At 40.1% G+C, this 16,823-nt stretch carries 15 protein-coding genes; 9 read left to right on the top strand and 6 right to left on the bottom strand.

What is annotated here, in order from left to right; all coding sequences use genetic code 11:
* Positions 1 to 10 precede the first annotated feature (10 nt).
* Complete coding sequence (locus PNC201_RS05895) at positions 11 to 1,144, top strand: Gfo/Idh/MocA family protein (RefSeq protein ID WP_102056479.1); 1,134 nt, start codon at positions 11 to 13, stop codon at positions 1,142 to 1,144.
* 28 nt (positions 1,145 to 1,172) lie between these two features.
* Here the strand turns inward: PNC201_RS05895 and PNC201_RS05890 are convergent, their stop codons facing one another.
* Genes PNC201_RS05890 through pseI form a run of 4 tightly spaced genes read right to left on the bottom strand, consistent with a single transcriptional unit; the run spans position 1,173 to position 5,524 of the window.
* Positions 1,173 to 2,681, bottom strand: coding sequence for a class I adenylate-forming enzyme family protein (locus PNC201_RS05890; protein WP_102056478.1), 1,509 nt, complete (start codon positions 2,679 to 2,681; stop codon positions 1,173 to 1,175).
* On the bottom strand, positions 2,678 to 4,240 hold the full coding sequence (locus PNC201_RS05885) for a pseudaminic acid biosynthesis protein PseG (protein ID WP_102056477.1): 1,563 nt from the start codon (positions 4,238 to 4,240) through the stop codon (positions 2,678 to 2,680). The genes PNC201_RS05890 and PNC201_RS05885 overlap by 4 nt, the downstream gene beginning before the upstream one ends.
* Positions 4,221 to 4,490, bottom strand: a complete 270-nt coding sequence (locus tag PNC201_RS05880) for a hypothetical protein (RefSeq protein WP_102056476.1) — start codon at positions 4,488 to 4,490, stop codon at positions 4,221 to 4,223. The genes PNC201_RS05885 and PNC201_RS05880 overlap by 20 nt, the downstream gene beginning before the upstream one ends.
* A complete protein-coding gene (gene pseI / locus PNC201_RS05875) occupies positions 4,487 to 5,524 on the bottom strand; it encodes a pseudaminic acid synthase (protein ID WP_102056475.1) in 1,038 nt (345 codons plus the stop codon). Before pseI ends, PNC201_RS05880 begins: the two co-directional genes overlap by 4 nt.
* Before the next feature lie 149 nt (positions 5,525 to 5,673).
* Between pseI and PNC201_RS05870 the strand changes: the two genes are divergently transcribed.
* The 6 genes from PNC201_RS05870 (at position 5,674) to PNC201_RS05845 (ending at position 12,494) form a co-directional block, all read left to right on the top strand.
* The gene (locus PNC201_RS05870; RefSeq protein WP_102056474.1) at positions 5,674 to 6,399 is read left to right on the top strand and encodes a cytidylyltransferase domain-containing protein; all 726 of its coding nucleotides are present in this window, start codon (positions 5,674 to 5,676) and stop codon (positions 6,397 to 6,399) included.
* 50 nt (positions 6,400 to 6,449) lie between these two features.
* Entirely contained in the window at positions 6,450 to 7,487 is a 1,038-nt protein-coding gene (locus PNC201_RS05865) for an NAD-dependent epimerase/dehydratase family protein (protein WP_102056473.1), read from the top strand.
* Between the two features lie 2 nt (positions 7,488 to 7,489).
* Positions 7,490 to 8,362, top strand: coding sequence for a glucose-1-phosphate thymidylyltransferase RfbA (gene rfbA / locus PNC201_RS05860; RefSeq protein WP_102056472.1), 873 nt, complete (start codon positions 7,490 to 7,492; stop codon positions 8,360 to 8,362).
* Between the two features lie 29 nt (positions 8,363 to 8,391).
* Positions 8,392 to 9,441 carry a DegT/DnrJ/EryC1/StrS family aminotransferase gene (locus tag PNC201_RS05855; protein ID WP_158299108.1) on the top strand — a complete coding sequence of 350 codons (1,050 nt, stop codon included), beginning with the start codon at positions 8,392 to 8,394 and terminating at the stop codon, positions 9,439 to 9,441.
* 62 nt (positions 9,442 to 9,503) lie between these two features.
* Positions 9,504 to 10,181: an acetyltransferase gene (locus tag PNC201_RS05850; RefSeq protein WP_102056470.1), complete on the top strand. Its 678-nt coding sequence runs from the start codon at positions 9,504 to 9,506 to the stop codon at positions 10,179 to 10,181.
* Positions 10,182 to 10,193: 12 nt separating this feature from the next.
* Complete coding sequence (locus PNC201_RS05845) at positions 10,194 to 12,494, top strand: glycosyltransferase (protein WP_102056469.1); 2,301 nt, start codon at positions 10,194 to 10,196, stop codon at positions 12,492 to 12,494.
* Positions 12,495 to 12,516: 22 nt separating this feature from the next.
* Here the strand turns inward: PNC201_RS05845 and PNC201_RS05840 are convergent, their stop codons facing one another.
* Positions 12,517 to 13,677, bottom strand: a complete 1,161-nt coding sequence (locus PNC201_RS05840) for a hypothetical protein (protein WP_102056468.1) — start codon at positions 13,675 to 13,677, stop codon at positions 12,517 to 12,519.
* Positions 13,674 to 14,756, bottom strand: coding sequence for an FkbM family methyltransferase (locus PNC201_RS05835; protein ID WP_102056467.1), 1,083 nt, complete (start codon positions 14,754 to 14,756; stop codon positions 13,674 to 13,676). Before PNC201_RS05835 ends, PNC201_RS05840 begins: the two co-directional genes overlap by 4 nt.
* Positions 14,757 to 15,172: 416 nt before the next feature.
* Here PNC201_RS05835 and PNC201_RS05825 point away from each other — a divergent pair, with 416 nt between their 5' ends.
* Together PNC201_RS05825 and PNC201_RS05820 are read left to right on the top strand one after the other, a co-directional pair.
* Positions 15,173 to 15,850 carry a class I SAM-dependent methyltransferase gene (locus PNC201_RS05825; protein WP_102056465.1) on the top strand — a complete coding sequence of 226 codons (678 nt, stop codon included), beginning with the start codon at positions 15,173 to 15,175 and terminating at the stop codon, positions 15,848 to 15,850.
* Positions 15,840 to 16,817 (top strand): GNAT family N-acetyltransferase, encoded by a 978-nt coding sequence (locus PNC201_RS05820; RefSeq protein ID WP_102056464.1) that lies wholly within the window; start codon positions 15,840 to 15,842, stop codon positions 16,815 to 16,817. The genes PNC201_RS05825 and PNC201_RS05820 overlap by 11 nt, the downstream gene beginning before the upstream one ends.
* Positions 16,818 to 16,823: the final 6 nt, after the last annotated feature.

Raw genomic sequence — 16,823 nt, 5'->3', positions numbered from 1 at the left:
AGGAAAGATTATGAATAATAGACCATTGCAACTGGCTTTTATTGGCGGAGGTAATAACTCTGCAGTCGGCTATGTACATTTTTCTGCAGCACATTTAGATAATAAGTTTCAGGTCGTCGCGGGTGCATTTAGCCGAGATGCTAAGGTCAATCAGCACACGGCTGAGCAATGGAATATAAGTACAGAGCGTACCTATAACTGCTGGAAGGAGTTAATTTTAGCAGAGCAAAACGCGGTAGACGCTTTTGTTATTTTAACACCAACCCCTCATCACACTGAGGTGTTAAAGGCCTTATTGGCAAGAGACTTAGCCGTGATTAGTGAAAAGTCATTGACTTGTGGATTGGCTGAGGCGAAGGAAATTGAAGCTTGTTACGATCCCAAAAAACACTTTCTTGCAGTAACTTTCAACTACAGTGGTTATGCTATGGTGAGGGAGCTCAAGCATATCATTTCTAATGGTGCGCTTGGAGAAATACAAAAAATTCATCTTGAAATGCCCCAAGAAGGCTTTAAACGCCCACCAGATATCGCAGGTAAGCCTAGCCAACCTCAATCATGGCGTTTAAAAGATTACGACGTCCCCACTATCTGTCTCGATTTAGGTGTGCACCTTCACCATTTATCTAGCTATCTATTAGAAGTCGAGCCTGAAGCCACCTGCGCGCAATTTGCTAATCACTCCGAGTTCAAAGGATTAGTTGATGACGTTAATATGCTCTTGAAATACCCAAATGGTATCGTTGGCTCAATGTGGATGTCTAAAACAGCAATTGGTCATAGAAATGGTCTGTCCGTACGCGTGTATGGCACCAAAGGAAGTGCTCGCTGGTTTCAGTTAAATCCTGATGAATTAGAACTTAACTATAATGATGGGCGTCGGGAAGTGTTAGATAGAGCAGGCCAATGCCAGTATGCGAATCAATTTCGATATAATCGGATGAAACCTGGCCACCCCACCGGTTTTGTTGAGGCCTTTGCCAATTTATATAGCGATATTGCGGGAGCACTCCAATTACACTTAAGCAAGCAACCAAGCCGTTCAGAGTACGTTTTTGGGTTTGAGCAAGCCAAGCAAGGCTTGGCGTTATTTGAAGCCGCAAAGCGCTCCGCTGAAAGTGGTACATGGCAGCAGGTGAAGTAGTTGACTTCGCCTGCTTAGGTTATTAACTCTATTGACTAAATTGTGTCTTAACGTCGTTACGAAGCACTTTTCCCATCTGGTTTCTCGGTAAAGCTTCCACTCTTTCTATAAATCTAGGCTGTTGATAGTCAGTTAGCTCTTGCAAGCACGCTTTTCTAATTACAGGAATTAAGTCGGTGTCTTGGTTTTGCTCTATGACCACTTTTACAATTTCGCCCAATAGCGCGTCTTTTATCCCAAACGCAACGCAATCTTCTACGCCTTCTATTGATTTGACAACTGTCTCTATATCTTGAGGGAATACATTTATCCCACCGCTAGAAATCACCTCTTTTTTACGGCCAACGTAGTAGAGGTATCCGTGCTCATCCACATAACCTAAGTCTCCGGTTTTAAAGAAATCTCCCACATAAAAAGCCGCCCGAGTTTGATCTGGCATTTTTAGGTAGCCACCAAAAATGGTAGAAGTGTTACAGCATATTTCTCCTACTTGACCAGCTGCGACTTCACACCCTTGATCATCCGTAATTTTCAATGAGACAAATGGCAGTGCTTTGCCAACACTACCACTTTGCTCAGGATTTTCTGAAACCGCAAAATCAGTGACCACACCCACTTCTGAAGCGCCGTAGCACTCATGAAAGCGACAGCTTAGCATACCTAATAAACGCTTTTTGGTCGTATCCTCAAGCACAGCAGATGATGAAACGATACATTTCAAAGAACTTAAATCTGCACCAGATGTACCTTTTGCAATCAAACTTTCTAGTTGAGCAGCTACGGCAAACAAAAAACTGACCTTATACTGCTCAATCGCACTTAGCCATTGTGAAAGATTAAACTTGGGCATAACAACGGTTGTAGCGCCAAGCATTAACGGCATTAGCACCCCTCTTTGTGCTAAAGAATGATACATTGGCGTTGCTACTAGGATCACATCTTGTTTGGTCAAACCGTAATATTGGATAGTTGCATCCATAGCGCGGTTTATTTTACATGCTTGGCTTAACACAATTGGTTTCGGCTGCCCAGTGGAGCCTGAGGTCATCGTCAAAATAAACGGCGCATCAAGATCAACACCATGTTGCAAGTCATCTAATTTTTCACAAGATTGAACCGCTTCCCAACTTAACTCTTCACTCACGGCTTTACCAAGAGTTACCAAGTTACTAGGCTCTATCAAATTGGCATCGAGTAATATTTTACTTATCGTCGGCCATGCCACAACCATGGCAACCGGCGTTTTCTTCAGCGCTGTTATTAATGCATTACCTTTGAGGCTAATTGGTAATGGTACAGCTGCGATTCCCAGCTTAGCAATAGCGAGTAGTGTTACGACAAATTCGATGCCATTAGGCGCAAATACACCCACTCGTTGACCGGGGGTAAGACCCGACCGTACAAAGTGTGCACTTAACTTTAATACCTGTCGATTCAGCTCCTCATAGCTCACTTGCTGATCTAGATAGACAACCGCTGCTTTCTTGGGAGTCTGTTTAACATTTTCTTCGAATAACTCGTAAATACTCTTTGTCATGTATTTACCTCTTTACCAACATAATTAAACTCGCAGAGCGATGCATTTGGAAACAACTGTTGCGTTGCGCGCATTTTCTTTTCATCATGTTCGATAGACACGAAGCCCGCACGCTGGTTGAGCAGATTCACAAACTTATTTTCTTTGTTTATTACCGCAAGCCAAATGGCTTTAGGATATTTAGCTGCGGTTTCACGGAGTTGCCACTCCAAAACCATTTGTGCGTGGGCAAAGTTCACCTCATCAGAGGCTGCAAACCACCCACCAACCAGATATTCTTGTGCTTCAATATTATGCATTTGATGCCAAACGTATAGTAACGGTTTGCCGTTAGACTCCATCACAAATGACTCTCTACTGTTAGCAAACCACCACTGATAATGCTCCAGCACGTCAATACCAGAAGTAATTGTCATACGCCAAGTGTTATCTGGTAAATTCCTCGCTGCAAGGTATCTATTTACGTCTGAGTCGTTGACTTGACGGATCTTCACCTGTGCGGTTAGCTGGCATACATTTTCCTCTTGGCTATGTAGAGTTCTTTGTGTCACAGAAGATCTGATGTCATTCGCTAAAACCAACTCTGCGACTCGAATTGCCCCTCGGCCATCTACCTTAACCGGTGCAGTCTCTCGCGCTTTTATTATTCGCGTAGACTGTTTCACTAACGTCAAAATTAACGCGACAACCTCACTAGCCTTTCGCGTCAAGAGCTCTGGTACATGAAAATAATGACCTAAGTCATCAAGCGCGTTTTGTTGATTGTCTTGATTTGGAGCAATCGAAAACGTCAACGCTGGCGTATTGGTTGCGGCCAGCTCATAAAGCGAAGTACCAAGTGCTCCCACAAATAGACTACAACTTTGATAATAAGACACAAGAGAAGCCGGTTGCCGAATTAGCTGCAATCGAGAAGTCGTATTCGCAAGCAGAGTTAACGCCTCTACTCTCTCAGCCATCGGCCCTAAGATAACGTCAATTTCAATTTCCGGTGCCATATTTAGCAACAAGGCTATCCAGTCAGAAACACTATACCAATCCCCTCCACCGCCAAGAGAAAACATCACACGATTTGGCTTACGCTCTTGATGTGTACAGTGTTGATATGCCGGTGACAGCATAGCAAAATCAGGGCCTAGTAGCTTATACTGCGAGCTTGCGTAGCGCTCACCAGTCTTATCACCACACCACTTGCTATCAATAAGTAGCTTAGCACTATGCGCTCTTTCTAAATCGTCCACTACGATGATGGAAGGGATCTGTTTCGCAGCTTCTAATTCCCACTCTGAGTCAAAACGGTAGCAGTCTACGATAACGCTTTCAACCGGCTCTTGTATCTCAGAAAGTACCTTCAAAGTATTGTGAGCATCTTCTTTTTGTGTTTGTGCAAAAGGTAAAGTTTTTATGTTGCTCTTTAGCTCAAGTGATAACTGCTCGGAAACCGGTTTATCGACGAGAACTATCACCTCTTTGCCACAATCTTGAAGCGCTAACGCTAACCACTTACAACGCATAAAGTGACCAAGGCCACATAAGGTATCAACTCTTATCGCGATCATTAACAAGCTTAACCAGTGAGTCTACTAATTTCCCTATTTCTGTATTACCTTGCTCCAATAATAGCTCTATCGGTATCGGTATACACAGCTCACTTTCCAATTGCATAATTAAAGTTAATATTTCAAACGAATCAAGGCTTCCTTCTCTAATAAAATTGTGATTTTCGATGATAGTATCATCTACCATTACGCCTCTTATTAATAAGAACTGTTGGATAGAATATATTAGCTCAGCTCTTGTTTTGCTCACAATAAATCACTCCATGCTAGCTGCTCACCACAGCGTAGTTTTCTGTTCACAGTACGACCAATTAGTCTTGATAACTCTTTTGGCATGATTTCACCGCCACCGGGGCGCATCTGCCTTAAATGTTCGGCAGTCAAGCGCTCGCCTGATTTAATATCTTTTATAATGTAGACACAGCGACGCGCTTTTGACGCTTCAGTAGGATAATTAACCTCTCCCATCGCTTTTTCAATCTGTCTAACACCATGGACTAGCGCCTTCAATTCATCTGGTGTCATTGAAAAAAAGCTATCCGCGGTGTTGTCACTTTTATCGAGCACAAAGTGCTTTTCAATCATGCATGCCCCTACCGCAACTGATGCCAAAGGTACATCATTGCCAAGCGTATGATCGGATAACCCCACAGGACATTTAAATGCTTCTCTCATATGTGGAATTGTGCGTAAATTTATCGTCTCAGCAGGGGCTGGGTAGGTACTCGTACATTTCATCAGCCCAAGCTCAGTTACACCCGCCTCTTCAGCTACTTTCACAGCCTCAGCTATTTCTGGTAGCGTCGCGCCCCCGGTAGATATAATTACAGGCTTACCTGTTGCAGCGACATCTCGGATAAGCTGGTGATCGATCAATTCTGGCGAAGCGATTTTATATGCAGGCGCATCTAACTGACTTAACAAATCTACCGCGGTTTTATCGAACGGCGATGAGAAACACGTCAAGCCAAGTTTAGCAGCTAGCTCGAAAAGCTCAGCATGAAAATCCCATGGCATGTAAGCTGTTTTGTATAGATCGTGAAGATACTGACCTTTCCAAGGTCCCGTGGCTTCAAAATGCGGCAGTTTGCAGTCCATTGTTAAGGTGTCTGCTGTATAGGTTTGCAATTTTATTGCATCAGCGCCGGATTCATATGCCGCATGCACTAGTTCTTTCGCTTTGATTAAGCACTGCCCATGGTTCGCCGACATCTCTGCGATAATATAGCAGGGAGAATCATGTCCAATGACCTTGTCGTGGATTCTCAATTTTTGCTCAAACAAATTTATCCTCCGACATTTCGTTTGTTAAAGTTTCAATCAATTATTCTGATTTTTGCTTTTAAGGATATCGGCTGATATCAACAAAGCTTTACAGCTCGCCTTAATATGCTATCGTTTCAAGGAATTAAGTCCAAGAAAATTATCACTTGATGAGTAAATTATTTGTCATAATTCAAGCCAGAATGACATCTAGCCGTCTTCCAGGTAAAGTATTGCTGCCTTTTGGAACTCAGTCAGTGTTAGAAACCATGCTAAAGCGCTTATCACTGCTACAGGAAAATATCATTGTAGCCACTACAAATGATGGTTCCGAAACTCCAATAATTGAGGTGTGCATAAAAAACAAGATCAAATTTTACAAAGGTTCAACAGAGGATGTACTCTCCCGCTACTACGAAGCTGCAGAGTCATTTGGGGCAACAGATAACGATGTCATCGTTAGGCTGACAAGTGACTGTCCTTTCATCGATATAAACTTAGTATTAGCAGCAATAAATAAATTTAAAGCCAATGACCACGACATGGTCTCTCTTGGTCCTCACTCTGGATTTCCAAGAGGGCTAGACACTTGTGTATTCTCATTTTCACTCTTAAAACTGACTCACCAAAAAGCAAGCAATAGGCCTGATAGAGAACACGTAACCCTCGGTATGGCAAAATTCAAAAATATTCAAGTCTATAACATTAGCGCCACTCAAGACTTTAGCCATTACCGAATCACTTTAGACGAACCTGATGACTATAAAATGCTCAACAAGTTGTTCGAATTCTTCAACTACAAAACTGATTTTACATTCGAACAGCTACTAAAGGCGTTACTCACCCGACCTGATATCACAAAAATCAACCAACATGTAGAACAAAAAATTTATTAGCGGCACAAATTTTGCTAATGTTAAACAATAAACTTACTCGAGCATAAAATATGAAAAATGTACTAGTTACAGGCGCATCAGGCTATGTTGGTAGCGTACTAGTCCAACTATTGCTTGAACAGGGTTGTAAAGTAACTGCAATAGATCGATTTTATTTTGGCGATCGGCTACCTCAGCATGAGCGTTTGTCTAAACTAAAACTTGATTGCCGCATACTTACTGCTGATGTGTTCACCGATATAGATGTTGTAATAGATCTAGTTGCTCTCTCAAATGATCCCAGTGGTGAATTATTTCAAAATATTACTTTTGATATAAATCACAAGGCTAGAGCTAACACCGCTAAACTGGCCAAACAACAAGGTGTCAAGCAATACATTTTACCATCAAGTTGCAGTATCTACGGATACCAAGAAGCCCAGGTCGATGAAACATCCAAAACAAATGCACTAACTACATATGCTATAGCAAATGAACGGGCTGAAGCGGATGTGCTAACTTTAGCTGATTCTTCTTTTTGTGTGACAGTACTACGTCAAGCAACGTTATTCGGCTTTAGCCCTAGAATGCGTTTTGATTTAGCTGTTAATGGTATGGCACTTGGGGTATTTAAGAATGGCTATCTCCCCTTAATGCGAGATGGTACCCAAAAACGTCCCATGCTCCATGTGAAAGATACCTCAGAATTGATGTGTTTATTGCTAGATACCCCAACAGAATTAATTAATGGTGAAATCTTCAATGTTGGCGGTAATGAACAAAACTACCAACTTTATGAGCTCGCAGATAGCGTTTGCAAAGTTGCTGAGAATATTTTTAAAACTAAAGTGAGTATAAAGTGGTATGGAGACCCAGACCAACGCAGCTATGAGGTCAACTTTAATAAGATCCAAAGAGTCCTTGGGTGGCAACCCAAATACAATATCAGTTTTGGTGTAGAAGAAATTTTAACTAAGTTGGCAAGTGGGGAATTGGAAGATACCCCAGATACAATCACTCTAGATTGGTATAAGTCTCTTATTAAATGGCATCAAATAGTCAAACAGACTGAGCTAAACGGTAACATTTTACACCTTGATAGGGATTAAGTATGAAAGGATTAGTTTTAGCTGGGGGGACTGGCTCTCGCATGTTTCCTGTCACCCTAGGTATTAATAAACATCTCTTGCCAGTGTTCGATAAGCCGATGATATTTTATCCAATCTCAGTGCTAATGCTGGCAGAAATTAGGGAGATTGGTATTGTATGCCGCGAGATTGATCGTCCTGCATTCGAACGATTACTAGGCGATGGTTCCAATCTAGGTTTAAAAATTGAGTATATAAATCAGTCCAGAGCGGCTGGTATTTCTGACGGAATAAAGCAAGCTAGTGCATTTCTAAGTGACTCAGCTTTTTGTCTAATACTAGGAGACAACTTCTTTTTCGGTCCAGGACTCACACCCCGATTAAAAAATGCAAAAGCAAGTTTCGATAAAGCTACCGCTTTTGCATATGAGGTTAAAAACCCAAGTAGTTTTGGGGTAATATCATACAACCAATTCAACCAAGTTGACTCAATTGAAGAAAAGCCAACGGAACCTAAATCGAACACAGTCGCAACCGGATTATACATGTTTAATAAAAATGCTATTGACCATGTTAAACAACTTAATACCTCTGCGCGTGGTGAGTTAGAAATCACGGACTTACTAAATGTTTATATCGATAGAAATGAATTGTCTGTAGAAGTGTTAGGTCGAGGTTATGCATGGTTAGATATGGGTACTAGTGAAAGTTTGATGGAAGCATCTGTCTTCATACAATCCATTGAAAAACGGCAAGGATTTAAAATAGCATGTCTTGAGGAAATTGCTTTTCAAAAAGGTTGGATTCCAGCATCCATGCTTGAGAGTGCTAGTGTTAAATATGAGAATACTACCTACGGAGAGTACTTATCAAAAGTACTGAGTGATCTGAAATGATACATGTAACCTCACCTTATTTACCCTCTATGAAAAAGTACATCAAGTACATAGAGGGGATCTATGAACGGAAATGGCTTACTAATAACGGTCCTTTAGTCAAAGAACTCACTGCAAGACTTGAAGCATACCTCGGCGTAAAAAACTTATTGCTGGTCTCAAGCGGTACTATGGCCCTTCAAATTGCATTTAGAATAAAGAACTTACAGCAAAAGAACGTTATTTCTACGCCATTTACTTTTCAAGCTACCTATTCAGCTTTGGAGTGGCAAGGAGCCCACGTCGACTTTTGCGATATAGACTCTAAAACATGGAATATGGATCCATATTTACTCGAAGAACAACTTTCTTCAGGTAAGAAAATAGACTGCGTTGTGCCTGTACATACATTTGGTAACTCATGTGAAGTGGAGCATTTACAGAAACTACAAGAGAAATATAAGTTCAGTCTTATTTACGATGCAGCTCACGCCCTCACTACGCTGGACGATAAAGGCAAAAGTATTCTAACCTATGGCGATATCAGTTGCTTTAGCTTACACGCGACAAAGCTATTCCATACAGTTGAAGGAGGCGCGCTTGTTTTTAAAAATGACAGAGAGCTAGAAACTGCAAAGCAGATGATTAACTTTGGTCTTGATGGAGAACTAGCATCTAAACCCGGCATAAATGGAAAGCTAAGTGAGTTTCACGCAGCCATGGGCTTAGCCATACTCGATGACCTACCATTAATTGAGGAAGATAGAGCTAGGCAAAAAGACTTTTACAACTCACAGCTACAATCTAATGTGTCATTTCAAACCTACACCAATAGTGAAAAAGTTTCACCCTCCTACATGCCGATTTTATTTGATCAGGTTTCCAAACTTGAGCTGACTTTGAATAGAATGAATAACGCCAATATTTACCCCAGAAGGTATTTTTATCCTTCTCTAAATAGAATGCCTATTGTGGTTAAGAAACAAACCGAAGTATCAATGCCCAACGCCGAAAGTGTATCTCAAAGAATATTATGCTTACCTTTATATTACGGTCAGAAAAATACACAAATAGAAAAGATTTGTGACTTCATTCCTTAAAGTATTGAGAAATACACAATTGTACATCGTTATACCGAGTTTATTAGCAAAGGAGGTTTTAGATGAAACCTTTATTCATCGTTGGATGTGGGAATATGGCACTCACACTTTTCGCCTATTTTAAAGAGTTTTATCAAGTTGTTGGATTCGCTGTAGATGATAATTACCGTACCACAGATACATTCTTGGACCTTCCTGTTCATTCACTTGAAGCAATTGAAAAAAACACTATTCCCGAACAATCCCACTTTGTAGTAGCGATTGGTTTTCAAGATATGAATGAAGTTCGGCAACGAAAATTCAATGAATTAAAGCACAAAGGCTACCTGCCCGCTAAACTGATCCTAAACCCTCAAATCACACAACATAACGTTTCAATTGGTGCGGGTAGTGCAATATTGGACAACACCTCTATACATGCAGGTACAGTGGTTGGTGAAAATACTTTTATTTCCACTGGAGTAAATATTGGTCATGGCTGCCGAATTGGCAATAATGTTTGGATAAACTCTGGTGTCACAATCGCTGGAGATGTGGTTATCGGAGATAACACTGTAATCGGAGTCGGCGCAAATATTGGAAATAATATTGAAATAGCAGAGTATAACTTCATTGGGGCTGGCTCGCTTGTGGTTAAAACTACCGAAAAGTATGATACTTTTGCTGTTAGGCAGACTGAAAAACTTGCCATTATGAGCAAACAATTTTTGCAGCTTTCGAATATCTATCGAAGCCGCTAGGAGAGCAAGCATATGTCTATCAAGTACTCCATAATTACCCCAATCTATAATGCTGAAATGCATGTTGAGAAGTTTACCGAGCATGTAATAAACGTACTGAAACAATTTCCACAGATTGAATGGATTATCGTTGATGATGGCTCTCAAGATAAGACCAAAGAAATTATTCAAGAAAAATTGATGCCTCTCACTTTGCCAGTCCAACTACATGGTCTCGAACAAAACAGAGGGCCCGGAACTGCCAGAAATTTTGCTATTGATAATGCAATTGGTGACTGGTTATTGTTTGTTGATTCAGATGACACACTTTGTTTAGACGGATTAGGACAATTACTACTGTTTAATTCCAGTCCACACGGCGCAGATATCATTTCTTTTTGCTGGTCAGACAGTAAATCCGATCAAATCAAACTTAAAAAAGACAGATCTTCTCTAGTTAAAGAAAAAACTGACATGCTTTCTGACTACTTGGCACTTAAGATGGATGGCTCGGTTATTTTTAGTGCAGTACAAAAAGATCTGATTAAGAAGAACAATATTCTGTTTTCAGCTGGTTACCACGAGGATGTCGACTTCTTATTTAAACTCTATTGGAAATGTCGAGACCTGACGTTTCTGGATGAAAGAGTGTACATAAAAAACTCTCGAGATAACTCAATAGTGAACTCAATTTCAACCAAACATGTCTATGGTTTTTTCAGAGCATTTGATGAAATGTGGAAATTACTGGAAGCTGAAGGACAAAATTTAAAGTTTCAAGATGCATTTCATAATGGACTTATAGCTCTAGTTGCAACAAGAATAAGGAATACAAAGCTGTTAGCAAAAGTGGAGCGCCAAAAAATGAAAGAAATTTTGCTTACTTTACGCGACGAATTGACGCGGCGACTGCCAACTGGTTTTGAGTTTAATCAAACACAATATCACCAAATAACTAAAACTCTCCTGTCGTTTAATACTTTAGATTCAACATCTCAGCAACAAATGTTGCTAGACGAGGTTAATAACCTCAGCGTTAAAACGTGGAGCTGTAAAGACTTAGAACACTCTCTCTTTTTAGCGCCTGACCAAGTTAGAGCATGCTGTAAAAGATTCTTTATTAACAATGAGATCCGTGGAGATGTAGTATTAATCGACAATATTCAAGCAAATGTGTCGATTGAGGATATTCAAAAAGCAAAAAAAGCCTTAAAGACTGAACTGAACAGTGGGGAGTCCACAGCGTGCGATGGCTGTCCTTATCTCGAGTTTAAGCAATGGGATAAAAGTAATATGGACTACATAAAATACCTTTCATTGGAGCACCACTCAGTTTGCAATCTCAAATGTAGCTACTGCAGTGAGAAATATTATGGTGGCAAGAAGCCAACTTATGATTTAATGCAACTTCTAGACTCAACTGCAGGAAGGGCGTATCTATATAACTGCGAGACGATTATCTGGGGGGGAGGTGAGCCCAGCCTTGGTAGAGAGTTTGATACCCTACTACCCACATTATTGGCTCAAGCCCCCACAGCTATCCAACGAGTTCTAACGAACTCGATAAAATATTCAGACACTTTATTTCAATGTCTCGACAACCCAAATGTTCGAATTGTGACTAGTATTGATGCCGGGACGGATCATACATTTGAGAAAATACGAGGGAAAAGTAAGCTCAACGAGACCTTACAGAATTTAGCTAAGTATGCAAAGAAGAAACCAGAGAATATTACTATCAAGTATATTTTAAGGAATGATAATAGTTCACATGAGGAAATACAAAGCTACCTCGATAAGGTAACTAAAGGAAATATATTTGAGCTCAGCTGTTTTCAAATTAGCTGTGATTTCAACAGTGAATGTTTGACAGATCAAGTTGTTTTCGCTGCTACAATGATATTTGGAGGTCTTCGGACTCGCGGACATAACAACGTATTTTTCGATGATTTGCTTATTGCTAGGCTTGCAACTATCGATAACGATCAACTTTATAGAGTAAAAAGCAAGCTAGCACTATATGGCTTCGATAACTACCTGGCAGATCCTGAAAAGAATCAGAAAATAATTCTCTGGGGAACCGGTTGGCAAGCAAAGTTTTTAGTTGAAAGATCACTGTTTTTCAACAAAGCAAACATTGAGTTTTTCATTATTGATCAAGAATATAAGAACTCTGAAAAGTTTATGGGTTACCCTGTGTATACACCAGAAAAAGCTGCATCATCAGCCCTACCGATTATCATAGCAGCTTCACAAAGCTACCAGCAGATAAAAAATCAGCTTACTAAGTATAATATACCCGAGAGTAGACTTTTTGATAAGGTTATTTTTTAGTTCAATATATTTATAGCCTTTATTAAAAAAGGCTATAAATATTGTTTACACTTTGATATTGCTGAAGCTGTACTCTGATTTCTTTATGATAGGACGTTGTAATTAAGACATCAAAGTGACCGTCTCGATTAAGGATGACATTTGGATCGCTAATACACTTTCCGAGAAATTGTTTTCCGTGCTTATCCACAGAATTGTCACATATAAAGTCACAGTGCACATTCTTCATGTTTAGCACTGCGTACATACTCCTGAGAGCCTCTGAAGCGCCAAAAAAAACTACTTGGTTTTGACTGTTTTTTAAAGCCTCAAAGTAGCCTAACTTTTCATTATCAAGCTGAGCTTTAGATTTACCATTTTCAGCAAAAAAAGTTTGAGAGGTTTCAATAAATTGTTCAACGTAACTTTCTGACTCAACTGCTAAGTCATCGATAAGCTTTATTAAATGAGCTCTTGTTTTTTTAGCATAAAATAATTGCTCTACCGAGTCTCCATAAGCCACTCCATACCTCAATCTCTCTTCTGGCTGCCAATCACGTTCACTCAATCCGTCTTGTGGAACAACAATTGGAATGCACCCACACAATGCGGAAAAATATGTGTAAGCTGAGTGTAAGTCATAACAATAAAAATACTTTTTTTGATTGAAAATTTCTGCAATTTCTTGGTGGGACTTACCGTCTAACATAATTGAATTATCGATATTATGCTGGATTTTTCTACCTGCACCTTTACGCATCATATAACAGCTTCCTTCTCTGCTACCTCGTTGTTCATTCTTGAATAAATCAGTGAGAAAATAGGCAACATATAGCTTTTCTTTTGCTATGTATTGCTCATGTTTGAATACTTCTTGGAAGAAAAAATAGAGTTCCTGCTCACCATAGTTTATGTTTCCGGTGAAAAAACCAGGTTTATTAAGAAACCATCTAACCACATGAGGACAATCAAGCGGATTTCCACTCACAACATCCATATATACAACGATAAAATCATCAAGCTGTTTAGTGCATATATCAGGTGTAATAAAGTCTTTATTTTTAATCAATTTTGACTTTCCATCATGCCATAAATACGCCTCTTCACCTTGAGTATTTAAAAGGTGACAAAGCCTATGCATGGAAATCGAACCGCCCACGTTTTCATCATAGCTAGGGGCGAACACTATATATTTTTTCCTCATTTATCCACTGCTCTTGCGTAAAGTACCGCTTCTGCACCAGTATCTGTATAATAATCAAAATACATCTCATAATCACAATTAAGGCTATCAATAAAATCAGGTATACTGACTAAATCATCATCTTTATGATAGACACAAATAGCTAGCTTGGGTTTATATTTCAAGATTGTTTCTTTCGCACCTCTAAGTGCATTAAGTTCAGCCCCTTCAATATCCATTTTAATAAAATCAACATGAGTTCCTTTTTGGGCAGTGAATTCATCAATAGTGATTGTTTGAACCGTATCACCTTCGTTACTTGAACATTTCTGGACTGAGGTTGCATTACCATTTTCTGAAAAGCTTAATCGTATGTTACTTTCATCCCATAAGGCGCGCTCAACTAACTCAATAAGATTGCTAAAAGCTTTATTTCGCAACATTGTATTGTTGAATTTTATGATATTTTCTTTTAGAAATTCGAATGAATACACTTTACTAGCACCATAAGCGGTAAAATAAAGCGCAGTGTCTCCATTAGCAGCACCACAGTCCAAGACCACATCCCCATTTTCAATGACTACTCTGTTCTGGTAAGCATACTGCTGAAGTTTAAAATTGATAGTAAACCCGATAGGATCAAAAGGTAGATATACCTCATTTTCATTTACTGAGATCAATTGATATCCATCTGTGTCAACTATGCTCGATAATTCCCGCTCATAAGCATCAAAGCTTTCTATATCGAAAGGTAATCGAGCACCGTACCTTCTGATATAATTGAAGGAAATATAACTGAGATATTTTTCTTTACTAGCTTCATCCCCTAGCTTTTCATAAGCTTTTTCAAAACAATAAATACTATTTACAAAGTAATTGTTCTGATCCAGCAAAAGTAGTGTCGGCTCATACCTAGAAAGATAACTTTTGGTTAACTTTGAGAAAGTTCGCTGTAAATTGTTCATTATAACTTGGAAATAGTGTATGAGTTTTACCCTCGAGCTGACATGAGGTCTAAACCTGTTGACACACGCATTATCAGGTTTTTGTCTAGATTGCCGATTAATTTCTTTGATTAGCTTTAAATGAAAATCAGACATAAATATCTCCAACGAGTTACGGAAACTACCAAAAACGCAGTTTCCTGAAAATATAGCTACTAGCTGAATTGATTGAAATTCAACCAACCAAAAAGAGAACTCCTCACATAAATTATAATCAATTCAACTCGCTTGATTGACAAACGCCTTTCCAGAGCATGTCAATCATTCCTTACTCTATACCTTATGGAGAAACATGTTTGATTCTTCCACATTTTTACAAACATTATCAACTATATCACTTGCTCATGCTATCATTAGAGGCAAGCTTGAGGAAAGTTACAATCTCTTTAGCGCGTACTTTACGTATAAATTCAAGATGCCAAATTCAGACCATAGCTCTGATCAATTTATAACACCAGAAAATACTGGAATGAAAATTGCTAGGTTGTAGTAAACAATTAAAGGAGCTTTTTATGTCATTTTGTCAAAACTGGGATCAACTTTACCGCAGTAATCAGCACATGTCCGTTTGGCCATGGAGCGAAATTGTGAGCGGAGCTCTGCGCAACACTAAGCTACGCGAGGGCAATCCAGACTTTACTATTTTGGAAGTCGGATGTGGTGCTGGCGCAAACTTTCCCTTTTTTCTAAGTTATTGTCCCAACGTTTATGCTATTGATGGCAGCGATTTCATTATTGGTGAGCTGAAACAAAGATTCACTAACATTTCAAATAATCTGTATGTGGGTGACTTTACACAACCCTGGCCCTTTCAAACACAGTTCGACTTAATCGTCGACCGGGGCGCATCCGTACACAATCCAGCCAGTAGCATTCAGCGCTACCTAGATGAGGCTTACGATAAGCTTAAGCCTGGCGGTGTATTACTGATCACTGACTGGTTTAGCACTGAGCACTCTGATTATGCTAAAGCGCCTGAGTCGGTCGATGAATATACTAAAACAGGCTACACTTGGGGACCATTTGCAGGTGTTGGAAACGTCAATTTCTTTAACGCAGACCTCATCCACCAGCTAGTATCGCGATTTGAAATTGTGTCACTCAGTCACGCTCAGTCTAGCGAGTACGGCAGCGATGGAGTACATGCTGCTTGGAGTATGGTACTGAAAAAGCCAACTCATGAAGAATAAGTTTACTCTTGAGCGTTGTGAGCTGGACCATCACTGGGACAGCTTTATCGCCACATCTCCCCATGGTAGTCCGTTTATTCATAGCCAGTTTATTGCGCTGCTGGGTGTGAAGTATCACGCCTATTATTGCTGTAAAGGCAAGGAAAAAATAGCCGCTGTGCTACTGATCGTAGATGAAAGCGAAACTCAGGTCATCGGCCACCATGATGTTATCCATGACGGCATAGCGCATCGCAATATCAGTCACCTTAATCGTGCTCAGGGCCACTCCGAGTTGTTCGCAGCGCAAGAATATATTGCCGAGTACCTCACAGAGCACTACACTCAGGTGCAGCTCAAATTGCACCCGGCCATTAAAGATATTCGTGCCTTTTTGTGGATCAATTATCATAATGACGGCCCTATGTTTGCTGCTGTGCCGCGCTATACTTCTATACTTGAACTCGATGAATTTAACACCACAGAAGTAGAACTTGAACAGTCTGATAACTACAGCAATAGCTCAGTATCAAGGCGTCAGGAGATACGCTATGGCATTAAAAAAGGAGTAACACTCCAGCCGTCACAAGACTTTGATTTGTTCGCTCAATATTATGGGTTGACCATGGCGCGTCAGGGAATTGAGGTCGATGGTAGGCAATTGTCGTCACTAGCACTAAGAATAAAAAGCTTAGCTGAACAGGGGCTGCTATGTATGTATCAAGCACAAACTCAGGACCAAAAAATCGGTAGTTTTGCGACCTATTTAATTCATCAAGATACTGCTTACTATTTTTACGGCGCAAACCACCCAGACATGCGCGATAGCCATACTGGGACGGCTGTTTTGTGGCAAGCCTTCCCGCTACTAGCGCAAAAAGGTATCTCGCGATTGGATTTAGAGGGGATTAACAGTCCGCAGAGGGGCTGGTTCAAATTGAGTTTCGGTGGCAATATCGAACCATATTTTCATATCAGGCTTGGCTAACACCGG

The sequence above is a fragment of the Pseudoalteromonas sp. NC201 genome, assembly GCF_002850255.1.
Classification (GTDB): Bacteria; Pseudomonadota; Gammaproteobacteria; order Enterobacterales; family Alteromonadaceae; genus Pseudoalteromonas.
This window is presented reverse-complemented; position numbering and strand designations above follow the sequence as displayed.